19 protein-coding genes are annotated in these 22,872 nt (G+C 63.4%); 13 read left to right on the top strand and 6 right to left on the bottom strand.

Going from position 1 to position 22,872, the window contains the following annotated elements; translation table 11 throughout:
* The 3 genes from KTQ42_RS01230 to edd form a co-directional block, all read right to left on the bottom strand.
* Positions 1-366, bottom strand: a complete 366-nt coding sequence (locus tag KTQ42_RS01230; protein ID WP_217343840.1) for a hypothetical protein — start codon at positions 364-366, stop codon at positions 1-3.
* A gap of 299 nt (positions 367-665) precedes the next feature.
* Positions 666-1,298, bottom strand: coding sequence for a bifunctional 4-hydroxy-2-oxoglutarate aldolase/2-dehydro-3-deoxy-phosphogluconate aldolase (eda, locus tag KTQ42_RS01225; protein WP_217343839.1), 633 nt, complete (start codon positions 1,296-1,298; stop codon positions 666-668).
* Complete coding sequence (gene edd / locus KTQ42_RS01220) at positions 1,298-3,247, bottom strand: phosphogluconate dehydratase (RefSeq protein WP_217343838.1); 1,950 nt, start codon at positions 3,245-3,247, stop codon at positions 1,298-1,300. Before edd ends, eda begins: the two co-directional genes overlap by 1 nt.
* Before the next feature lie 246 nt (positions 3,248-3,493).
* On the opposite strand from edd, the gene pgi reads away from it, so the two are divergent.
* The 4 genes from pgi to tal all read left to right on the top strand — a co-directional run bounded on the left by pgi (position 3,494) and on the right by tal (position 8,552).
* A complete protein-coding gene (gene pgi / locus KTQ42_RS01215) occupies positions 3,494-5,161 on the top strand; it encodes a glucose-6-phosphate isomerase (RefSeq protein WP_217343837.1) in 1,668 nt (555 codons plus the stop codon).
* A 3-nt stretch (positions 5,162-5,164) separates the two neighbouring features.
* A complete protein-coding gene (zwf, locus tag KTQ42_RS01210) occupies positions 5,165-6,637 on the top strand; it encodes a glucose-6-phosphate dehydrogenase (protein ID WP_217343836.1) in 1,473 nt (490 codons plus the stop codon).
* Positions 6,638-6,643: 6 nt separating this feature from the next.
* Entirely contained in the window at positions 6,644-7,513 is an 870-nt protein-coding gene (locus tag KTQ42_RS01205) for an SIS domain-containing protein (RefSeq protein WP_217343835.1), read from the top strand.
* A 106-nt stretch (positions 7,514-7,619) separates the two neighbouring features.
* Positions 7,620-8,552, top strand: a complete 933-nt coding sequence (tal, locus tag KTQ42_RS01200) for a transaldolase (protein ID WP_217343834.1) — start codon at positions 7,620-7,622, stop codon at positions 8,550-8,552.
* Between the two features lie 147 nt (positions 8,553-8,699).
* Here the strand turns inward: tal and alaS are convergent, their stop codons facing one another.
* Both alaS and KTQ42_RS01190 read right to left on the bottom strand, forming a co-directional pair.
* The gene (gene alaS, locus KTQ42_RS01195) at positions 8,700-11,321 is read right to left on the bottom strand and encodes an alanine--tRNA ligase (RefSeq protein WP_217343833.1); all 2,622 of its coding nucleotides are present in this window, start codon (positions 11,319-11,321) and stop codon (positions 8,700-8,702) included.
* Between the two features lie 557 nt (positions 11,322-11,878).
* The gene (locus KTQ42_RS01190; protein WP_217343832.1) at positions 11,879-12,154 is read right to left on the bottom strand and encodes a hypothetical protein; all 276 of its coding nucleotides are present in this window, start codon (positions 12,152-12,154) and stop codon (positions 11,879-11,881) included.
* Between the two features lie 374 nt (positions 12,155-12,528).
* On the opposite strand from KTQ42_RS01190, the gene KTQ42_RS01185 reads away from it, so the two are divergent.
* From KTQ42_RS01185 to KTQ42_RS01160, 6 genes are all read left to right on the top strand, one after another.
* A complete protein-coding gene (locus KTQ42_RS01185) occupies positions 12,529-13,767 on the top strand; it encodes a CaiB/BaiF CoA-transferase family protein (protein ID WP_217343831.1) in 1,239 nt (412 codons plus the stop codon).
* 134 nt (positions 13,768-13,901) lie between these two features.
* Complete coding sequence (locus KTQ42_RS01180; protein ID WP_217343830.1) at positions 13,902-14,282, top strand: DUF2306 domain-containing protein; 381 nt, start codon at positions 13,902-13,904, stop codon at positions 14,280-14,282.
* A 3-nt stretch (positions 14,283-14,285) separates the two neighbouring features.
* Complete coding sequence (locus KTQ42_RS01175; RefSeq protein ID WP_217343829.1) at positions 14,286-15,350, top strand: histidine kinase; 1,065 nt, start codon at positions 14,286-14,288, stop codon at positions 15,348-15,350.
* Positions 15,347-16,141, top strand: a complete 795-nt coding sequence (locus tag KTQ42_RS01170) for a LytTR family DNA-binding domain-containing protein (protein WP_217343827.1) — start codon at positions 15,347-15,349, stop codon at positions 16,139-16,141. Before KTQ42_RS01175 ends, KTQ42_RS01170 begins: the two co-directional genes overlap by 4 nt.
* A gap of 52 nt (positions 16,142-16,193) precedes the next feature.
* Positions 16,194-16,691: a DUF1499 domain-containing protein gene (locus tag KTQ42_RS01165; protein ID WP_217343826.1), complete on the top strand. Its 498-nt coding sequence runs from the start codon at positions 16,194-16,196 to the stop codon at positions 16,689-16,691.
* 83 nt (positions 16,692-16,774) lie between these two features.
* Positions 16,775-18,529, top strand: coding sequence for a glutamine--tRNA ligase/YqeY domain fusion protein (locus tag KTQ42_RS01160; protein WP_217343825.1), 1,755 nt, complete (start codon positions 16,775-16,777; stop codon positions 18,527-18,529).
* A 243-nt stretch (positions 18,530-18,772) separates the two neighbouring features.
* Here KTQ42_RS01160 and KTQ42_RS01155 read toward each other — a convergent pair whose 3' ends face one another.
* Positions 18,773-19,558 (bottom strand): helix-turn-helix domain-containing protein, encoded by a 786-nt coding sequence (locus KTQ42_RS01155; RefSeq protein WP_249222826.1) that lies wholly within the window; start codon positions 19,556-19,558, stop codon positions 18,773-18,775.
* On the opposite strand from KTQ42_RS01155, the gene KTQ42_RS23825 reads away from it, so the two are divergent.
* The 3 genes from KTQ42_RS23825 (at position 19,439) to KTQ42_RS01145 (ending at position 22,496) form a co-directional block, all read left to right on the top strand.
* Positions 19,439-19,813, top strand: coding sequence for a hypothetical protein (locus tag KTQ42_RS23825; protein WP_249222978.1), 375 nt, complete (start codon positions 19,439-19,441; stop codon positions 19,811-19,813). The genes KTQ42_RS01155 and KTQ42_RS23825 overlap by 120 nt on opposite strands.
* Positions 19,810-20,991, top strand: coding sequence for a 4-hydroxybenzoate 3-monooxygenase (pobA, locus tag KTQ42_RS01150; RefSeq protein ID WP_217343823.1), 1,182 nt, complete (start codon positions 19,810-19,812; stop codon positions 20,989-20,991). The genes KTQ42_RS23825 and pobA overlap by 4 nt, the downstream gene beginning before the upstream one ends.
* Before the next feature lie 344 nt (positions 20,992-21,335).
* Positions 21,336-22,496 (top strand): ABC transporter substrate-binding protein, encoded by a 1,161-nt coding sequence (locus tag KTQ42_RS01145; protein ID WP_249222825.1) that lies wholly within the window; start codon positions 21,336-21,338, stop codon positions 22,494-22,496.
* The last annotated feature ends 376 nt before the right edge of the window (positions 22,497-22,872 follow it).

Raw genomic sequence — 22,872 nt, 5'->3', positions numbered from 1 at the left:
CTATTCATACGCTGTTCTGTCTTCGGCCAGCACGTTGCGCTGGAAACCCAGCGCAACCAGGTAAGGATGCGCCCGCAGCAACGGCCGGGTGTAAATGCTGAACTGCTCTCCGCTGACTGTACCCATCGCGGCAAACAGTTGGTTGACAGCATGCAAGGCAGCCAGCGCGCCTTCGGTACCGATACGTATTGCGGTGAAGCGACGCTGCGCCAATTCCTGAAACCGGAGTTCTTCCTGCCGCGTTTCCAGCCGGCTGACCAGGAAAAAAAGCGCAGCGGTGGCGCACGAGCCGGCCATCAACACCGACAGCAGCACCATGCGCGCCGATACCGGAGGAAAAGCGGACGTGCGACGCAATAGCGGCATGGGCCTCCCGGCTGGCGCAAGGGTCTGTCGATGGAGTTGTGGCGATCCGTATCAGTGAGCGGACGGCTGCGGCGGCAGGCGCCTCTGCAGGCCGTTGGTCGAGGGGGATTCTATTTCAGCTCGGGGGCTGCCTCAACAGAATTGTCGAGCAGATTGCCGCTTTTCCCGGCACGGCCGGAAACAGGAAGCTATTCAGAATCAGGAGGTCGATCACCGCCTTCTTGGCGAGGCGGTGAGGCCAGCGTGGCGTGCGCGACAGGCAAAATTTCGCGCTGTGGCAGCCACGCCGGGAAACCAGTTCAGCCGCGCAGCGCCGAGGCTGCGCGCGCCAGTGCGGTGATGCGCTCCCAGTCGCCCGCGACCAGGGCGTCCCTGGGCGTGAGCCAGGAGCCGCCGACGCAGGCGACATTGCGGCAGGCCAGGAATTGCGGCGCGTTTTCCTGTGATACGCCGCCGGTGGGGCAAAACATCACATCGCCCAGCGGACCGGCAAGCGCATTGAGCATGCCGACGCCGCCGGCCTGCATGGCCGGGAACAGCTTCAGCTGGCGAAAGCCCGCCTCGCGCGCGGCCATCACTTCCGATGGCGTCATCACGCCCGGCAGCAGCGGCAGGCCGCTGGACCTGGCGGCCTCGATCAGCGCCGGCGTCAGGCCGGGCGATACGCCGAACACGGCGCCGGCGTCGCGCGCCGCCGCGAATTCAGACGGCTGCGCCAGAGTGCCGACGCCAACGATCGCATCGGGCACCTGTTCGGCCATGGCCTTGATCGCCGGCAGGCCGTGGGCGGTGCGCAGGGTCACTTCCAGCACCCGGATGCCGCCCGCCACCAGCGCGCGCGCCAGCGGCACCGCATGGTTTATGTCGTCGATGGCGATGACGGGAATCACCGCCGAGGTGCGCATGATGTCAAGCACGGACAGGTTGGCCATTAGCCGATCTCCTTCTGGGTTGTCGCGTCGCCGCTGTTGGAGCGGATCAGCGTGTCTTCGTCGCTGAATTCCTTGGATTCCTTCTCGCCGCCCGGCTGGTTGATTTCCGGGTCCACCTGTTTGATCAGCGGCGGCAGGCCAAAGGTAGCGGCGCCTTCCTCGGCGGTGGTGACGGCGTTGCGGAACATCGCGAACAGTTCGCGGCCATGACCGACCTCGTTCGACGCAAGATCAGCCGATTCGCGTATGCGCGCCTTCCATTCGTCCTCCGGCACCAGCGCCTGCAGCACGCCCTGTTCGGCATCCAGCAGGATCATGTCGCCGGTGCGCACCTTGCCCAGCGGACCGCCGGCCAGCACCTCGGGCGACACATGGATCGCGGCCGGCACCTTGCCCGATGCGCCCGACATGCGGCCGTCGGTCACCAGCGCCACGTGGCGGCCGGCGTCCTGCAGCACGCCCAGCGCCGGCGTGAGCGAGTGCAGCTCCGGCATGCCGTTGGCGCGCGGCCCCTGGAAACGCACCACGGCCACGAAGTCGCGGTCGAGCTTGCCGTCGTTGAAGGCATGCAGGAACTGCTCCTGCGAATCGAACACGATGGCCGGCGCCTTCACCACCCGGTACTGCGGCTTGACCGCCGACACCTTGATCACCGAGCGGCCCAGGTTGCCCGACATCAGGCGCAGGCCGCCGTCGGCCGAGAAAGGCGCGCTGGCCGGCCGCACCACGTTGTCGTCGCCGCTCTTGGCCGGCGCGTCGCGCCAGGTCAGCCTGCCGTCGATCAGCAGCGGCTCGGCCGCATGCTTGCGCAGGCCCTGGCCGAGGATGGTCTTCACGTCCTCGTGCAGCAGGCCGGCGTCCAGCAGTTCGCGGATCACGAAACCGGTGCCGCCGGCGGCATGGAAATGGTTGACATCGGCCTCGCCGTTCGGATAGATGCGCGCCAGCAGCGGCACCACGCCCGACAGTTCGCTGAAGTCGTTCCAGTCGATCACGATGCCGGCCGCGCGCGCGATCGCCACCAGGTGCATGGTGTGGTTGGTCGAGCCGCCGGTGGTCAGCAGCGCGATGATGGCATTGACGATGGCTTTCTCGTCGACCACATGGCCCACCGGCAGATATTCGCCGGACTGGTCGGTGATCTGCACCGCGCGCTGGGCCGCGGCGGCGGTCAGCGCGTCGCGCAGCGGGGTGCCGGGCGTGATGAAGGCCGCGCCCGGCAGATGCAGGCCCATCACTTCCATCAGCATCTGGTTGCTGTTGGCGGTGCCGTAGAAGGTGCAGGTGCCGGCCGAATGATAGGAGCGCGACTCGGCCTCCAGCAGCTCCTCGCGCGACAGCTTGCCCTGGGCATACAGCTGGCGGATACGCGCCTTTTCCGAATTGGCCATGCCGGTGGTCATCGGTCCGCCCGGAATGAACACCGCCGGCAGATGGGAATAATGCAGCGCACCGATCAACAGGCCCGGCACGATCTTGTCGCAGATGCCGAGATAGACGGCGGCGTCGAACATGTTGTGCGACAGCGCCACGGCCGTGGCCATGGCTATCGTGTCCCGGGAGAACAGCGACAGCTCCATGCCCGGCTGGCCCTGGGTGACGCCGTCGCACATGGCGGGCGTGCCGCCGGCGAACTGGGCCACGCCGCCGACCTGGCGCACGGCTTCCTTGATCCTGGCCGGGAAATGCTCGAAGGGCTGGTGCGCCGACAGCATGTCGTTGTACGAGGAGACGATGGCCACGGAAGGCTTTTTCTGCTCCTTCAGCACCAGCTTGTCACTGGCTGGGAAGGCGGCGAAACCGTGGGCGAGATTGGTGCAGCCGAGAGCGCCGCGCTGCACGCCCTGGCGCCGCGCCAGTTCGAGCCGGGCCAGGTAGGCGCTGCGGTACGGCCGGCTGCGCAGGGTGATGCGTTCGGTAACGGACGCGACGACAGGGTTGAGCGTCATGAGAATTCCTCGCTAAAAATAATCGTGAAATTATACTACAAAGTATGGGTTCGGAATTTCCATCGCAAGCCCGTATCACCATTGATCAGACGCAATCAAAATGAAGCTTTTCCCCGCTTGCGCTCGTGAATTCTATAGCTTAAGGTATGCTGTCATTCGAACTCTGTTTGGCCAGCGCAATAAAATGTAGTGAAATTACTTAAAGTTCCTATATACTTGACCGAATTTCATCTTTCATCCCTTCCCATGCCCGCTAACGACCTGCGCTCCTCGTCCGCCTGGACCGCCCTGCAGCGCCACTTTTCCCAAGCCCGCGACTGGCGGCTGCGCGATCTGTTCGCCGCCGACAGCCAGCGCTTCCAGTCCTTTTCGGAACAGGCCGCCGGGATATTTCTCGACTATTCCAAGAACCTGGTGTCGCGCGAGACCATGGACCTCTTGTGCGCCCTGGCGCGGGAGCGCGGCGTCGAGGCGCGGCGGGAAGCGATGTTCAGCGGCGAGAAGATCAACCACACCGAGCAGCGCGCCGTGCTGCACACCCTGCTGCGTGCGCCCCGTGGCGAACAACTGGTGATCGATGGACAGGACCTGGCCGCCGAGGTTCACCAGGTACTGGACCGGCTTGGACATTTTGCCGAGCGGGTACGTTCCGGCGCCTGGACGGGCTATACCGGCCAGCCGATCACCGATGTCGTCAATATCGGCATCGGCGGCTCCTATCTCGGCCCGAAAATGGCCTGCCAGGCACTGCGCAGCGTCAGCCATCCGCGCATTGCGATGCACTTCGTCTCGAACGTCGACGGCCACGACCTCGCTGCGCTGCTGGCGCGGGTGAAGCCCGAGACCACGCTGTTCATCGTCGCCTCCAAGACCTTTACCACCCAGGAAACCATGATGAATGCGCAGTCGGCGCGCGCCTGGTTCCTGATGCACGGCGAGGAAAAACACCTGGCGCAGCATTTCGTCGCGGTCTCCACCAACACCAGGGCAGTCACCGAATTCGGCATCGATCCGGCCAACATGTTCGGCTTCTGGGACTGGGTCGGCGGCCGCTACTCGGTCTGGTCCGCGATCGGCCTGCCGGTGGCGATTGCCATCGGCGCCGATGGCTTCCGCGAATTCCTGTCCGGCGCCCACGGCATGGACCAGCATTTCCGCAGCGCCCCGCTGGAGCGCAACCTGCCGGCCATCCTTGCGCTGGTGGGCATCTGGAACCGCAATTTCCTGGGCAGCACCTCGATCTCGGTTGCGCCCTATCACCAGGACCTGGCCAGCTTCCCCGGCTACCTGGAGCAGCTGGAAATGGAGAGCAACGGCAAGGGCGTGGACCAGGAAGGCGCGCCGGTTGCGGTCGCCACCTGCCCGGTGATCTGGGGCGACACCGGCACCAACGGCCAGCATGCCTACTTCCAGATGCTGCACCAGGGCACCGACCCGGTGCCGGTCGACTTCATCGCGGCGCTGCAGCCGTCCCATGCGCTGCCCGGCCATCAGGAAGCGTTGCTTGCCAACTGCTTTGCCCAGAGCGAGGCGCTGATGCGCGGCAAGACCGCCGACGAGGTGCGCGCCGAGCTGCAGGCGCAAGGCATGGCGCCGGAGCGCGTCGAGGCGCTGGTGGCGCATCGCACCTTCCCCGGCAACCGGCCCAGCAACACCCTGCTGCTGGGTGCGCTGACGCCGGCCAGCCTGGGCGCGCTGATCGCGCTGTACGAGCACAAGGTGTTCGTGCAGGGCGTGCTCTGGGGTGTCAACAGCTTCGACCAGTGGGGCGTGGAACTGGGCAAGGTGCTGGCCAGGGCGATCCAGCATGAACTGAGCGGCGCCACCAATGCCGGGGCGCATGACGCTTCCACCAACGGCCTGATCGCACGCGCCCGCCAGGCGCTGCTGGCCCAACCTTCTACGGATGCCTGATCCATGGCAATGAGCGATTTCGATTTTGTCCTGTTCGGCGGCGGCGGCGATCTCGCCATGCGCAAGCTGATTCCCGCCCTCTACGCCTTAAGCCGCGGCAAGGGCTTTCCGCCCTCGGGCCGCGTGATCGCGGTCGGCCGCCATGAATGGCGCCGCGAGCAGTACCTCGAGGAAATCACGCGCCAGGCCAAGCCCCATATCGAAAAGGAGCGGCTGGACGAAGCCGCCTGGAAGGCTTTCTGCGAACGGGTCGACTACGTCTCGCTCGACGCCACCGACGCCGGCACCTATGCCCCGCTGAAGGAGGCGATGCGCGACGACGAGAAGCTGACCCGCGTTTACTACCTGGCCACCCCGCCCAGCCTGTTCGCCGCGATCTGCGGGAACCTGGCCGACGCCGGCCTGGCCACCCCGAATGCCCGCGTGGTGCTGGAAAAGCCGCTCGGCCGCGACCTGGAGAGCGCGCGCCAGATCAATGCCGATGTCGGCCGCGTGTTTGCCGAATCGCAGATCTTCCGCATCGACCATTACCTGGGCAAGGAAGCGGTGCAGAACCTGCTGGCCCTGCGCTTCGGCAACATCCTGTTCGAGCCGCTGTGGCGGCGCGAATGGATTTCCGACGTGCAGATCACCATCGCCGAGGAGCTCGGCGTGGGCAACCGCATGGGCTACTACGAAACCTCCGGCGCGCTGCGCGACATGCTGCAGAACCATCTGCTGCAGCTGCTGTGCATCGTCGCCATGGAGCCGCCGGTCGACAGCACGCCCGACGCGGTGCGCGATGAAAAGCTCAAGGTGCTGCGCGCCCTGCGCCGCTTCACGCCCAATACCCTGGTGCAGAACGTGGTGCGCGGCCAGTACAAGAGCGGCCATGTAGAGGGCAAGGCGGTGCCGGGCTACCGCAAGGAAGACGACGCCAATCCCGGTTCCCGCACCGAGACCTTCGTCGCGGTCAAGGCCGAGATCGACACCTGGCGCTGGTCCGGCGTGCCCTTCTACCTGCGCACCGGCAAGCGCATGGCCGACTCGCTGGCCGAGATCGTGGTGCGCTTCAAGTCCATCCCGCATTCCATCTTCAACCAGCCCATCAGCAGCTTCCAGCCGAACTCGCTGGTGATCAGGCTCCAGCCCGACGAAGGACTGAGCCTGAACCTGATGGCCAAGACGCCTGGCGACGGCATGCGCCTGAAGCTGGTCGACCTGGAACTGGACTTCCGCGAAACCTTCAAGAAGCCGCGCATGGAAGCCTACGAGCGGCTGCTGATAGACGTGCTGCGCGGCCAGCTCACGCTCTTCATGCGCAGCGACGAACTGGAAGCGGCCTGGGAATGGGTCGAGCCCATCCTGCATTTCTGGGACCAGGAGGACAACGACCCGGTGTTCTACACCGCCGGCTCCTGGGGGCCGGGCGCGGCCAGCGCGCTAATTGGCCGCGATGGCCTGCAGTGGCGCGAAGAAGCGCTGCCGGAGGACTAGCCGGCCATGCTGCTGGATGCCATCCGCACCCAGATGGATGCATTGTCGAAGTCCGAGCGCAAGGTGGCGATGGCGGTGCTGGACAATCCCCAACTGACCATCTCGGAAAACATCACCGCGCTGGCGCGCACCGCCCAGGTCTCCGAACCCACCGTGGTGCGCTTCTGCCGCGCGGTCGGCTGCGACGGCTGGCATGAGTTCAAGCTCAAGCTGGCCCAGGGCCTGGCGCTGGCCCCCAGCGGCCGCGACGAGACGCCGCTGCAGGACGACCTGGCCGAAGACTTGGTCAGCAAGATCTGCGGCCGCTCGGTCAATACCCTGCTCGACCTGCGCAACACGCTCGACCCGCAGGCGGTGCAGCGCGCGCTCGACATCCTGGCGGCGGCGGCCAAGATCGAGTTCTACGGCCAGGGCAGCTCCGGCCTGGTCGCGGCCGACGCCCAGCACAAGTTCTTCCGCTCCGGCGTGCCTACCGTCGCCTATTCCGATCCGCATATCCATGCGATCTCGGCGGCGCTGCTGGAAGCCGGCGACGCGGTGGTGGCGATCTCGCAGCGCGGCGGCAGCACGGCGCTCCTGCACAGCGTGCAGCTGGCGCGCCGCGCCGGCGCCGACGTGATCGTGATCGCGCCGTCCGGCACGCCGCTGGCGGCGCTGGCCACCGTGCTGCTGCCGGTCGACCTGCCGGTCGACACCGATCCCTACCGCCCGATCACGGCGCGCCTGGCGCACCTGGTGGTGATCGACATCCTCGCCGTAGGCCTGGCGCTGCGGCGCGGGCCGGATTTCCGGCGCAGGATGGAGGCGGCGCAAAAGGCGCTGCAGCGCATCGACATACAGTTCGACTCCTACACCGAAGCGCCGGAGCCGCCATGACAGTCATGACAGTTACGACAAGCAGGACGCCCATGGCCGCCGGTGTGGCCGGGCGATTACACTATCCCGGCCCGACCACCGATTACCTTCTCACCGCGAACCAACCATGAACCAACTCGAACAGCTCAAGCAATACACCACCATCGTTGCCGACACGGGCGACTTCCAGTCCATCAAGGCCTATTCGCCGCAGGACGCCACCACCAACCCGTCCCTGATCCTGAAAGCCGTGCAGAAGGATGAATACCGTCCGCTGCTGGAACAGGCCGCGCGCGACTTCAAGGGCAAGGGAGCGGGTCATATCATCGACCAGCTGCTGGTGGTCTTTGGCCGGCGCATTCTGGACATCATCCCGGGCCGCGTCTCCACCGAAGTCGACGCCCGGCTGTCCTTCGACACCGAAGCCACCATCGCCAAGGGCCGCGAGCTGATCGCGCTGTACGAAGCCGCCGGCGTGTCGCGCGAACGGGTGTTGATCAAGATCGCGTCGACCTGGGAAGGCATCCGCGCCGCCGAGGCGCTGGAGCGCGACGGCATTCGCTGCAACATGACCCTGCTGTTCTCGCTGCCCCAGGCAGTGGCCTGCGCCGATGCCGGCGCCCAGCTGATCTCGCCCTTCGTCGGCCGCATCTACGACTGGTACAAGAAGTCCAGCGGACAGGAATACAGCGGCGCCGACGATCCCGGCGTGCAGTCGGTGCAGCGCATCTACAACTATTACCGCAAGTTCGGCCACAAGACCGAAGTCATGGGCGCAAGCTTCCGCAATACCTCCCAGATCATCGAGCTGGCCGGCTGCGACCTGCTGACCATCAGCCCGGAACTGCTGCAGAAGCTGGCCGACGGCACCGCGCCCGTGACCAGAAAGCTCAGCCCGGACGCGGCCCGCGACAGCGATTTGCAAAAGCTGAACCTGGATGAAAAATCCTTCCGCTTCCAGCTCAATGAAGACGCGATGGCGACCGAGAAGCTGGCCGAAGGCATACGCCAGTTCTGCGCCGACGCGGTGAAGCTGGAAGGATTGATCGCGGCGCTCTAGGAAAGAAATGGCGGTGCGGCGCAGTGCTGCGCTGACCTGCACTGCGCCGAACTGAACTGAACTGAACTGAACTGAACTGAGGCGCAGTTGCAGCACAATAAAAAACGGGCGGCCCAGGCCGCCCGTTTTTCTTATGCCTTGGCAGGCTTATGCCCGCTCGCGCACCCAGCCGGCCACGCCTTCCAGCGCGCGCGGCAGGCCGCTCGGATCGGTGCCGCCAGCCTGCGCCATGTCAGGCCGGCCGCCGCCCTTGCCGCCCACCTGCTGGGCCACGAAGTTCACCAGCTCGCCGGCCTTGACCTTGCCGGTGGCGTCGGGCGTCACGCCGGCGATCAGGCTGACCTTGCCGTCGTTGACTGCCGCCAGCACGATGGCGGCCGACTTCAGCTTGTCCTTCAACTTGTCCATAGTGCTGCGCAGTGCGGCGACGTCGGCGCCGTCCAGCGTTGCCGCCAGCACCTTCAGGCCGTTGATGTCGACCGCCTGGCCTACCAGCTCATCGCCCTTGCTGGCCGCGGCCTTGGCCTTCATTGCATTGAGCTCGCGCTCCAGCGTGCGCACCTGGTCCTGCACCTGCTGGATACGGGCTGCCAGCTCGTCCGGCTGCGCCTTCAGCGCGGCAGCCGCCTCGCTGACCTGCGACGACAGCTTCTGCACCAGCGCCAGCGCGTTCTCGCCGGTCACGGCTTCGACCCGCCGGATGCCGGATGCCACGCCGCCTTCGGAGACGATCTTGAACAGGCCGATATCGCCGGTGCGGGTCACGTGGGTACCGCCGCACAGCTCGCGCGAGGAACCAATGCCCAGCACCCGCACTTCGTCGCCATACTTCTCGCCGAACAGCGCCATGGCGCCATGGGAAATGGCGTCGTCGTAGGGCATGTGCTTCGCCTCGGTCGCGTGGTTTTCCAGGATCTCGTGGTTGACGATGGCTTCGACGCGGCGGATCTCATCCTGCGTCAGCGGCGCATTGTGGCTGAAGTCGAAGCGGGTTTTATCCGCATCGACCAGCGAGCCCTTCTGCGACACATGGCCGCCCAGCACCATGCGCAACGCCGTGTGCATTAGGTGGGTGGCTGAGTGGTTGCGCATCGTCTGGGCGCGGTGGCGCGCGTCCACCTTCGCACCGATCACGTCGCCAACCGCCAGCGTGCCGGACTCCAGCACGCCGTGGTGGCCATGCACTTCCGGCTGCAGCTTTTTCGTGTCCTGCACCCGGAACTCGCCGGCTTCGGATTCGAGAGTGCCGATGTCGCCCGCCTGGCCGCCGGACTCGGCATAGAACGGCGTGCTGTCCAGCACCACGATGGCTTCCTGGCCGGCCTCGATTTTCTCCACCGCCGCGCCGTTGACATACAGCGCCACGACCTCGCCTTCCTGCTGCAGGGTGTCGTAGCCGACGAAGCGGGTTTTCGGGCCGCTATACTCGACCGAGGTCGCCATCTCGAACTTGCCGGCCGCGCGCGCGGTCGACTTCTGGTGCGCCATCGCGGCCTGGAAGCCTTCCTCGTCCAGCGTCACGTCACGCTCGCGGCAGATGTCAGCGGTCAGGTCCAGCGGGAAGCCGTAGGTGTCGTACAGCGTGAAGGCGGTCTTGCCGTCCAGGTGGGCCGGGTCTTTCGCCAGCGCCGCTTCCAGGATCTTCATGCCGTTTTCCAACGTCTCGCCGAAGCGCTCCTCTTCGACCTTCAGCGCCTGCTCGACGCGGGCAGCGGCTTCCTTCAGTTCCGGATAGGCATTGCCCATTTCCTGCACCAGGTCGGGCACCAGGCGGTGGAAGAACGGCCTGGTCTGGCCCAGCTTGTGGCCATGGCGCAGCGCGCGGCGGATGATACGGCGCAGCACATAGCCGCGGCCTTCGCTGGACGGGATCACGCCGTCGACGATCAGGAAGGCGCAGGCACGGATATGGTCGGCGATCACGCGCAACGAATTGTTGGCGAGATCAGTGGTATTGGTTTCGCGGGCGGCGGCGGCGATCAGGCGGGCGAACAGGTCGATCTCGTAGTTGCTGTGCACATGCTGCAGCACCGCGGCCAGGCGCTCCAGGCCCATGCCGGTATCGACGCAGGGCGCCGGCAGCGGCGTCAGCGTGGCCACGCCATTGGCGTCGATCTGGCGGTCGAACTGCATGAACACGTTGTTCCAGATCTCGATATAGCGGTCGCCATCTTGCTCCGGGCTGCCCGGCGGGCCGCCCCAGACGTCCGGGCCGTGGTCGTAGAAGATTTCCGAGCACGGGCCGCAGGGGCCGGTGTCGGCCATCTGCCAGAAATTGTCGGATGCATACGGCGCGCCCTTGTTGTCGCCGATGCGCACCACCCGCTCCGGCGGCAGGCCGATCACATTGACCCAGATGTCGAAGGCTTCGTCGTCGGTTTCATAGACGGTGGCCCACAGTTTTTCCGGCGGCAGGCCGTAGACCGTGGTCAGCAGCTCCCAGGCCCAGACCAGCGCGTCGCGCTTGAAGTAGTCGCCGAAGGACCAGTTGCCCAGCATCTCGAAGAAGGTATGGTGGCGCGCGGTGTAACCGACGTTTTCCAGGTCATTGTGCTTGCCGCCGGCGCGCAGGCAGCGCTGCACCGAGGCGGCCCGCACGTAATTGCGCTTGTCGGTGCCGAGGAACACGTCCTTGAACTGCACCATGCCGGAGTTGGTGAACAGCAGCGTCGGGTCGTTGCCCGGCACCAGGCTGGACGAACGGACGACGGTGTGGCCTTTGGATTCGAAAAACTTGAGGAATTTATCGCGTATATCGGACGAGTTCATGGTCTGGGCGTAGTGGCGGCATATTGCAAACGGCTGATTATACGGGATACGGGGTGGGCGGGAATCGGTGAGCGCCAGAGGGTGGCCATGACTGGTGGCAAACCCTTGGCGAGAGCAGGAGCAAGGCCGTTCTATACCCCCGAAAAATAGTGAAAGTAATTACAATTTTGCAAGATCGGTGTAGTCGAACGAGCGTTTCATGCCAATGGAATGGCTTGCACCTACGGTGTTAAAGACTGCTCAGCCGTAATAACTTGTCTGCCTGTGCAAGGTGCAATGGCAAATAAGTACACGATTACCGTGCCAATGCGGGTGACGAGGATGGACACCATGGCGCAGGTGCAAACGCCACTGTAAGAGCCTGCTTTGCCTTTAGGGACAATAAATGGTGTCAAAGGAACAGCTTTGGAATCAAGATATCCGATCAACACGAATGCCATCGATCACATCTGGCACATTTATCATCAGAAATCGGTCGCGCTCAAGCCCTGGATTTTTGATGATTACACTAAACCGCTTAAGCCCGACATTGGAATGTGAAGCGCGCACCAGATTTTTCATTTCTTGACAAGAGATTCGATCACAAAACGATACGCCAGAAAAAGAAGAAGTTCCTGCTGGGTTTCAGGGTCCACATTTCTAAAGTCACTGTGTTGCAATTTCGAAAAATCCGAACCCGCCTCAAATGGATTCAAGTTCAAAAACTGGGACAGGTTTCCCGGGTCGAAAAGTCTTGGCTTTCGGGGCACTTCCGATTCCCCATTCAGCGTTCTATTCTCAGAATAAGAATCCACCATTGCCCGACTTGGTAAAGATAGCTTTTTCCCATCCATGGCGTTTCCTTCGTTAACTGCAATTTACTTTGTGACAAATACACCAGCAATATCCTTACTTAATGACGATTGTGGTCTAAAAAATTTCTCATCAAGACCCGGACATATTGCTTGGGAAAGTTCTTTGTACTCCGAAAAATACGATCGTTTGGTTATCCGCACCCAAAAATTCGTTCCACAAGAGAGAGAACGTTAACAATGGCAGAGCAAGAACGTGCTCAAAGAATGACTGACCGATCTTTTGCCAATAAACACATTGCGCATCACAAAGGATGCAAGGGTTCTGCCCCGGCATGAAATGATCTACCCTGCTGCGTCTTCCCTCCCCTTGCCCTACACTCCATGCACCGCAAAAACCGCAGGAGACAACAACCATGACCACCTCCCCTAACAAGACCGCGCTCGGCCATATCCGCGTGCTGGACCTGACCCGCGTGCTGGCCGGCCCCTGGTGCGCCCAGAACCTGGCCGACCTCGGCGCCGACGTCATCAAGGTAGAGCGCCCCGGCGCCGGCGACGACACCCGGTCCTGGGGACCGCCTTACCTGAAGGACGCTGAAGGTCGCGACACTACCGAAGCCGCCTATTACCTGGCGGCCAATCGCGGCAAGCGCTCGATCACCCTGGATATTTCCAGTGCTGAAGGCCAGAAGATCGTGCGTGAACTGGTGCAGCAATGCGACGTGGTTCTGGAAAACTACAAGGTCGGACAGCTGAAGAAATACGGCCTAGACTATGAATCGCTGCGTGCCGTAAAGCCCGACCTGATCTTCTGCTCCGTAACCGGCTTCGGCCAGGACGGGCCGTACTCGCACCGGCCGGGCTATGACTTCATCATCCAGGGCATGGGCGGCTTCATGTCCGTCACCGGCGAGCGCGACGACCTGCCCGGCGGCGGTCCGCAAAAGGCTGGCGTGGCGATTTCCGACCTGATGACCGGCATGTACGCCACGATTGCCGTGATGGCCGCCCTCACCCACCGCGACCGTACCGGCGAAGGCCAGGCGATCGACATGGCGCTACTGGATGTGCAGGTGGCGATGATGGCCAACATGGCCACCAACTTCCTGGCCAGTGGCAATCCGCCGGTGCGCTGGGGCAATGCCCATCCGAATATCGTGCCCTACCAGACCTTCGCCACCGCCGACGGCCACATCATCGTGGCGGTGGGCAATGACGGCCAGTACCGCAAATTCGTCGCCGCCGGCGGCCGGCCCGACCTCGCCGAGGATGCGCGCTTCGCCACCAACCCGGAGCGGGTGCGCAACCGCGACCTGCTGGTGCCGCTGCTGGCCCATATGGTCAAACAAAGGACCAAGCAGGAATGGATAGACCTGCTGGAGCAGGCCGGCGTGCCCTGCGGGCCGATCAACAAACTCGATGAAGTGTTCGACAATCCGCAGGTGCAGGCGCGCGGCATGCAGGTGCAGCTGCCGCATCCCACCGCCGACCAGGTGAAACTGGTCAGGAGCCCGATGAAGATGTCGGCCACGCCGCCGCGGCATGATGCGCCGCCGCCGCTGCTGGGCCAGCATACCGGCGAAGTCCTGTCGCAACTGCTGGGTCGCAGCGAGGAGGACATCGCCGCGCTGCGGGCCAAGGGCGTGGTCTGACAGCGCTCCCCCGCGCTTCGTCGCTGCTGATCGCAACTGGCGGCATGCAGGCTGCATTTCGTCGCATGGCGCTGGGCTGGCGCCGTCCTGGTCCGGAAAATGGGTGCATCGACACCTTTTTCCGGAGAGCTGCCATGAGTTTCACACCCGTCATACTGATTCATCTGGCTACCGCGCTGGCCGCCGTAGTCGTCGGCGCCGCGATGTTCCTGTTCAGGAAAGGCACGCCGCTGCACCGGATTTCCGGCAGGGTGTGGCTACTGCTGATGGCGATTACCGCACTGGCATCCTTCGGCATCCGGCACAATGGCTCTTTTTCCTGGATACATCTGTTGTCGCTGATGACCCTCTATTCGCTGTTCCAGGCGGTGCGGTCGATCCGTGGCCGCGATATCGTCAGCCATCGCCGCTTTGTCACCGGCGCCTATGGCGGTCTGGTGATCGCCGGCCTGTTCACGCTGGCGCCGGGGCGCCGCCTGGGCTATCTGGTCTGGCATGCCTTTCATCTGGTGTAAGGCATGGAACAGACACTGCCCCTGACAACCTGGCGCCGGCAGCTGCCGCTGCGGCTGCTGATCGTCATCGCGTTCAACCTGCTGTGCGCGCTGGTCATTACCTATCTGCTGCACCGGGGCGGCAGTCTTCTTGAAAACCTGGTGTTTTCCTTATGCATCGGCACGCTGGCCTGGCTGTTCATCGATGTTGGCCGGCTGCTGCTGTGGGGGGACGACAAGCCGCCCGGCCTGCCGTTTGCTGCACTCACCCTGGTGTCACTGCCGGCGGCGCAGATGGGCGGCAGCCTGCTGGCGGCCTGGCTGCTGGGCATGGACGATCATCCGGTGCTGCCTATCCATTCCAGCCATGCAGCGCAAATTCTGCTGTTTTCGGTGCTGGCCGGCCTGACCGCCACCTGGTTCTTCTGGAATCGCGGCAAGCTCGCCTATCTTCAGGCCCAGGCCGAAGCGGAGAAGGCGCGCGCGGCTGGGATCGAGCGGCAAGCCATGCAGGCCCAGCTGCAACTGTTGCAGGCCCAGATCGAGCCGCACATGCTGTTCAACACCCTGGCCAACCTGCAGGGCCTGATCGCGATCGATCCGCCGCGTGCCCAGCTGCTGCTGGACCAGCTGATCGAATACCTGCGCGCCACCCTGGGCAGTTCCCGCCTTGCCGCCACCACGCTGGCCCAGGAATTCCGGCTGATGCAAGCCTATCTCGGCCTGATGTCGGTGCGCATGGGCGACCGCCTGGCTTATGCGCTGGACCTGCCGGCTGAACTGGCCGACGTCGGGGTCGCGCCCATGCTGCTGCAGCCGCTGGTCGAAAATGCGATACGCCACGGGCTGGAACCCAATATGGAAGGCGGCCGGATCGATGTCGGCGCGGCCCGGCATGGCGATCTGCTGGTGCTGACCGTGCGCGATACCGGCGCGGGACTGGACGCGCCGGGCGTGCCAGGCAACGGGCTGGCGCTAGGCAATGTGCGGGAACGCCTGGTGGCGCTCTACGGCGACGCCGCCACACTGACCCTCGCGCCGAACACGCCGCATGGCGCCATCGCCGAGATAAGGATGCCGCTACGATGACTGGATTTCGCGCCCTGATTGCCGAAGACGAACCGGTACTGGCCCAGGCCCTGGCTCACACCCTGCAACGGCTGTGGCCGGAACTGGCCATTGAAGCCATCGTCCCGAATGGCGTGCACGCGGTGGAAAAGGCGCTGGCCTTGCAGCCCGACCTGCTGTTTCTCGATATCCGCATGCCGGGCATGACCGGCCTGCAGGCGGCCGAAGTGCTGGCCGAGGACTGGCCCGACGGCCGCCCTTTTCCATTGATCGTGTTCGTCACCGCCTATGACGACTATGCGCTGCAGGCCTTCGAGCAGGCAGCGGCTGACTACGTGCAGAAACCGGTGTCGGATGCCCGCCTGGCCAAAACCGTGGCGCGTCTGCAGGCGCGCCTGGCCGCGCCGGCCCCCGGCGATGCAGCGCTGGAACAGGTGCTGCGGCAGTTGCGCGCCCTCGCGCCGCCGGCCGCCTCCCAACCGGCTGCCCGGCTGAGCGTGATACGGGCGGCGGTGGGCAACCAGGTTCGTCTGATCCCGGTGTCGGAGGTGATCTACTTCGAGGCCACGGACAAGTATGTGAATGTGGTCACCGCCGACAGCCAGTCCCTGATCCGGCTGTCGCTGCGCGAGTTGCTGGACCAGCTCGACCCGGCGCAGTTCTGGCAGATCCATCGCGGCACCGTGGTCAATATCGGCCAGGTCATGGCAGCGGTAAGGGACGAAGCCGGGCGGCTGCGCCTGTCCCTGCGCAACCGCAGCGAAACGCTGGCCGTGAGCCGCGTCTTTGCCCACCTGTTCCGGCAAATGTAGCGCCCGCCCTGCTCTGCTATGATCGACGGCTTGTTCCTGCACCGGAGTCAGCATGCTGAAAAACTGGGGTGTGATTGCCACCGTCTTCGTCGTCGGCCTGCCTGCGATAGCCTTGCTCGCCGGCCAGATGAATCTGCTGGCGGGCCGCCGTCCGGATGACCTGGGCGTGCGCGACGGCCTGCTCAAGCCGCCGGTAGCCCGTTCCTGGAATTCCGTATCCAGCCAGGCGGGGCGTCACGAGCACACCGACTATCACCTCATTGCGCCGCTGCGCTACAGCGGCGACGCCAATGCGGCATTTGCCCGCCTGGATCAGGTGGTTGCCGGCATGCAGGGCGCCACTGTCGTCGAGCGACGGCCAGGCTACCTGTATGCGCAGTTCCAGACCCGGATGCTCAAGTTTGTCGACGATGTCGAATTCCTGCTCGATGCGCCGGCCGGGGTGATCCACATGCGCTCCGCCTCCCGCCTGGGACGCAAGGACTTCGGCGCCAACCGGCAGCGCCTGGAAACCATCCGGCAGCGCTTCGACGCCACCGCGCAACGCTGAAGCGCCTCCCTGCCGCCCGGGCCGGGGCGGCTGCTACGGTAAAATGCCGCCATCCACAATTTGCACGCCTTTCTTCCGACTCCATGAGCAACGAACCAAAAAGCACCACCGCTGCTGCGCCAGCGCCATCGAACTTCCTGCGCGCCATCATCGAGAATGACAACGCCGCCGGCCACTATGCCGGCCGCAAGGACGCCCATGGCCAGCCGCTGCCCGCAGTCGTCACCCGCTTCCCGCCCGAGCCGAACGGCTATCTGCATATCGGCCATGCCAAGTCGATCTGCCTGAACTTCGGCCTGGCCCGCGACTATGCCGGCCGCTGCCACCTGCGCTTCGACGACACCAACCCGGCCAAGGAAGAGCAGGAATATGTCGACACCATCATCGACAGCGTGCGCTGGCTGGGCTTCGAATGGAAACAGAACGACGGCGAGCACCTGTACTACGCCAGCGACTATTTCCCGATGCTCTACCAGATGGCCCAATACCTGATCACCGCCGGCCATGCCTACGTCGACAGCCAGAGCGCCGAGGAAATGGCCGCCAGCCGCGGCAGCTTCTCCGAGCCGGGCAAGGATTCGCCCTTCCGCAACCGGCCGGCCGAGGAATCGCTGGACCTGTTCCGCCGCATGAAGGCCGGCGAGTTCAAGGATGGCGAGCACATCCTGCGCGCGAAGATCGACATGGCCTCGCCCAACATGAACATGCGCGATCCGGCGATCTACCGCATCCGCTATGCGCATCACCACCGCACCGGCGACGCCTGGTGCATCTATCCGATGTACGACTATGCGCACCCGATTTCGGACGCGCTGGAAAACATCACCCATTCCCTGTGCACCCTTGAATTCCAGGACCACCGGCCGTTCTACGACTGGGTGCTGGAGCGCCTGGCCGAAGGCGGCTTCCTGCAGCGGCCGCTGCCGCGCCAGTATGAATTCGCGCGGCTGAACCTGACCTATGCCATCACCAGCAAGCGCAAGCTGCTGCAGCTGGTGGAAGAAAAGATTGTCGACGGCTGGGACGATCCGCGCATGCCCACCATCGTCGGCATCCGCCGCCGCGGCTATACGCCGGAGGCGGTGCAGCTGTTCTGCGAACGCATCGGCGTGGCCAAGGCAGACAGCTGGATCGACATGAGCATCCTGGAAGGCGCGCTGCGCGACGACCTCGACCCCAAGGCGCCCCGCGCGACAGCGGTGCTCAATCCGCTCAGGCTCGTCATCGACAACTTCCCGGAAAACGAGACCGTGGAATGCAGCGCTCCGGTGCATCCGCATGACCCGTCGCGCGGCGTACGCACTTTCCCGATCAGCAGGGAACTGTGGATCGAGGCTGACGACTTCATGGAAACGCCGAGCAAGGGATTCTTCCGGCTCTACCCCGGCAACAAGGTCAGGCTGCGCTATGGCTATGTGGTTGAATGCACCGGCTGCGACAAGGACGCCGATGGCAACGTCATCGCGGTGCACTGCACCTATTACCCGGACAGCAAGAGCGGCACCGAGGGTTCGGCCAACTACAAGGTCAAGGGCAACATCCACTGGGTCAGCGCGGATCGAGCCCTGCAGGCCGAGGTGCGGCTCTATGACCGCCTGTTCTCCGAGCCGCAGCCTGACGCCGGCGGCAGGGACTTCAAGCAGGCGCTCAATCCCCAGGCCAAGACGGTGGTCAACGCCTATCTGGAGCCGGGCCTGGCCAACGCGCTACCGGAACAGCGTTTCCAGTTTGAACGCCACGGCTATTTCGTGGCAGACCGGGTGGACTCCCAGCCAGGCAAGCCGGTGTTCAACCGGATCACCACCCTGAAGGACAGCTGGGGTGGCAAGGGCGCTTGACGGTTGAATAAAGCCGGCACGGCTAAGCTTCCAATCCTTAGAAAGCCTCTACATGCTTCATCAAAAACGCTAGCGACGCTGAAAGCGGCGACATTGACGGATGATGCACAATTAGTTGGAAACGGTCATAAGTTGCACCAGTCATGGACGGACACTGCACCTGCCAGATGACCAAAGCAAAGTCACCGGGTAACCTCGTATCGTTTAGTCGTGCCCACTACATGGCAGCAGCCAGCCCGCCGCTCAGGTGACAAACGCAGCGGACGCCCGGGCTCGGAAGGCCTTCGGAGATAAGCCGGCGCGCTGCTTGAAAAAACGCGTGAAATAGGCCGGATCGGCAAAGCCGAGCGCATAAGACACCTGGCTTACCGACATCGAGGTGTAGACCAGATTGCGCCTGGCTTCCAGCACCAGTCGTTCATGCACCAGCTCCAGCGCCGACTGGCCGGCTGTCTTACGGCACAGGGCATTCAGGTGCGCCGCCGTGATGCCGAGCTGGCCGGCATACCAGGCGACCGGATGCTGCCGGGCATACGCTGTTTCGATGAGCTGGCAAAAAGCCGAAAAATGGCGCACCCCGCGCGTCGCCTGCATCGCCCGCATGCCCGGCGGCGCCATCTGCCGCGCCAGCCAGGCCAGCAGCACGGCCAGCAATGACTCCAGAACCAGTTCGCGATGCACGGCAACGCTGCGGTACTCCCGATCGATCGCGCTGAAATGCGCATGCAGGCCGGCCCCCTCCTCGCCGGGTGGGAGCCGGTGCAGATGCGGCCGGCGCAATGCCAGCAGAGCCGCGCCGGCATCACCGCCACGGAGTTCCACCACTGGATAGGCCATGGTCAGCACATGGCCCTGCGCATTCGGCGCAAACAGGAAGCCGTGGATGCACATCTGCGGCACCAGCGCGACATGGCCGGCACGCATGTCGAATTCGTCATCGTCGATCCGCATGCGCGCCTTGCCGGTCTTGAGGTATACGATCTGAAACAGGCCGTGATGCTGATGGGGCCGAATCTGCCAATTGTGCAAGACGCTGCGTTCAGCAATGGTTTCGCAGTGCACCATATCAGGCGTCAGCCAATGCTCACGTTCGCCATACAGCTTGAATACAGGCACTGTCGCATCTTGCTGCAGGACGGGAGGCAAGGGCCTATGGGACATGGAAGAAACCACAATCTGCGAAAAATGCAAATTTTAACGGCAAAAATCCATTCTCACCGCTACCCTGGCGGAGCGATGATAACGAGCGCTGCAATGGCCAGCCATACAAAGGAGACAACATGAAAACGCAGGTCGCCATCATCGGCGCCGGTCCATCCGGCTTGCTGCTCGGGCATCTACTCCATCTGCAGGGTATCGATACCGTGATCCTGGAAGCGAAATCGCCGGATTACGTCCTTGGCCGCATACGCGCCGGCGTCCTCGAACAGGGCACCGTGGATCTGCTGCGGGAAGCAGGCGTGGCCGCGCGCATGGAGCGCGAGGGGCAGGTGCATGAGGGCGTGGCTTTCTCCTTTGGAGGACGGCAGGAAAGAATCGACTTGAAGGCACTCAGCGGCGGCAAGACTGTGATGGTCTACGGGCAGACCGAAGTGACCCGCGACCTGATGGAAGCCAGGCGCGCCGCCGGCGGCGTTTCAATTTATGAAGCGCAGGATGTCGCGCTGCATGATTTCTATTCGGACAGGCCGCGCGTCACCTTCGCCAGGGACGGCCAGACTATCCAACTGGAGTGCGACTACATCGCGGGATGCGACGGCTTCCATGGCATATCGCGCCGCAGCGCCCCTGCCGACAGGATCCGCACATTCGAGCGCGTCTATCCTTTTGGCTGGCTTGGCGTGCTGTCGCGCACGCCGCCGGTAGCGCACGAGCTGATCTATGCCAACCATGAACGCGGCTTTGCCCTTTGCAGCATGCGGTCCGAACAGCTGAGCCGCTACTACGTTCAATGCAGCCTGGACGACAAGGTGGATGACTGGTCCGACCAGCGCTTCTGGGATGAACTCAGGGCGCGTCTGCCGCAGGCGACGGCTGCAGCCCTGGTGACCGGACCATCCATTGAAAAAAGCATCGCCCCGCTGCGCAGCTTCGTTGCCGAACCGATGCAGTTCGGCCGTCTGTTCCTGGTCGGCGACGCCGCCCATATCGTGCCTCCGACCGGGGCCAAGGGACTCAACCTGGCTGCCAGCGACGTCCACGCGCTGTACCACATCCTGCGCAGGACGCTGCTGCACGGACGCACCGATCTGGTTGCGCGCTATTCCGAGATCTGCCTGCGTCGCATCTGGAAAGCCGAGCGTTTTTCCTGGTGGATGACCTCGGTGCTGCATAAATTTTCCGAGGATGGCTTCAGCCAGCGCATGCAGCTCGCCGAACTGGATTACTACACCGGCTCCGAAGCGGGTCGCACGACGATTGCGGAAAACTATGTTGGCCTGCCTTATGAAGCGATCGAATGATATGGCTTTCACTGGGCGCACGGCCTCTTCCGCGCCGCGATTCCCGGCTGGCGCTGCATCGAGAAGCAGGATGCAGGTACCGCCATTGAAACAGAAATGAAAAATTGTGCGTTTAACGCACATAACTTTCTTGATCGAACTTTACAGCAAGGCGCCTTCCGCTATTCTTGACGTGTCCGGCAAAGTTGGCGCCGCCATTGGTGACATCGTGTGCCCGAAGGCGCCCGGCATGAACATGAATCGATGCAGGAATGCCGCTCAGAATGCCGCAAGCGTCGGCATACAGGCTTAGCTTCATGCAGAACATAAAAACTTTTTGAGGAGACGAGATGACATTGCGTACTATGCTGCGATCCGCCGTGACACTGGGCCTGTTCGGCCTGACCGCCCTTTCCGTCCAGGCCCAGGAAACCATCAAGGTTGGCGTGATTGCCGCCTTTTCCGGCCCGTTCGCGGATTATGGCAAGCAGATGGAAGGCGGCATCAAGGCCTATATGAAGCAGCACGGCGATACCGTCGCCGGCAAGAAAATCGAACTGGTCATCAAGGACACGACCGGCCCCTCGCCCGAAATCGCCAAGCGCCTGGCCCAGGAACTGGTGGTGCGCGACAAGGTCGACTTTCTGGCCGGCTTTGGGCTGACGCCGGAAGCGCTCGCAGTTGCACCAATTGCCGAGCAAGCCAAGAAGCCGATGATCGTGATGAATGCGGCCACTTCCATCATCACCACCAAGTCCAATTACATTGCGCGCGTCTCGATGACGCTGCCGCAGATATCCGGCCCGATGGCAACCTGGGCGGTGAAAAACAACATCAAACGGGTGGTCACCCTGGTTGCCGATTACGGCCCCGGCATCGATGCCGAAACCGCCTTCAAGACCAATCTGCTCGGCGGCGGCGGCCAGGTGGTCGAATCGATACGCGTACCACTGCGCAATCCGGAATTCGCGCCCTTCGTCCAGCGCATCAAAGATGCCAAGCCGGAGGCGGTTTTCGTCTTCGTTCCCGCTGGCGAACAGGGCGTGGCCTTCATGAAAAGCTACCGCGAGCGCGGACTGGCCGAAGCTGGCATCAAGGTGATCGCCACTGGCGACCTGACCGATGACCATGTGCTGCCGGCCATGGGCGACGCCACCCTAGGCGTGATCACGTCCTTTCACTACTCGGCGGCTCATGATTCCCCAGAAAACAAGGCTTTCCTGAAAAACTTCGCCGCGGCGAATCCCAACGGCGGCCGTCCGAACTTCATGGCAGTCGCGGCCTATGACGGCATGTATGCCATTTACGAAGTGGCGCGCAAACTTAACGGCAAGATCGATGGCGACAAGGCCATGGCGGTATTGAAAGGCATGAAGATTCCGAGCCCTCGCGGCCCGCTCAACATTGATCCGCAAACCCGCGACGCGGTGCAGACGGTTTATATCCGCAAGGTGGAGAAGGTCAATGGCGAACTGTACAACGTTGAATTCGATAAGTTTGAAAATATGAAGGACACCGGAAAATAAGCTTATAAGTCTATTAAAGAGGACTTGATCCCGTCGCAACTGCCGGGTCAATTCCTTCTTTGACTTCAAAGAAGGGCCAGACTTTCCAAAAATGAAGGGCCAGTGGGTCACTTGGCAACTGCCTCGGTTTAGATATGTTATAGCCCACTGGGCCGGGCGCGTATGGGATAACGTGCACACGCCCCGGATCCACCCAAAACATGTTGACGTTGTCGATGGCGATTCGTTGCGCATACCGTTTTCCGTCCCAATGGAAAGGCGTGGGTGACTGATTCCATCCACTGACTGTCGCTTCCAGCGCGTCAATGATTTGCTCAGGCGTTTGCGGATACTGCCCGGCCAGTGCGCGGCGAACCACAATGCGTTACATCGACTC

It is taken from the genome of Noviherbaspirillum sp. L7-7A (genome assembly GCF_019052805.1).
GTDB lineage: Bacteria > Pseudomonadota > Gammaproteobacteria > Burkholderiales > Burkholderiaceae_D > Noviherbaspirillum_A.
This window is presented reverse-complemented; position numbering and strand designations above follow the sequence as displayed.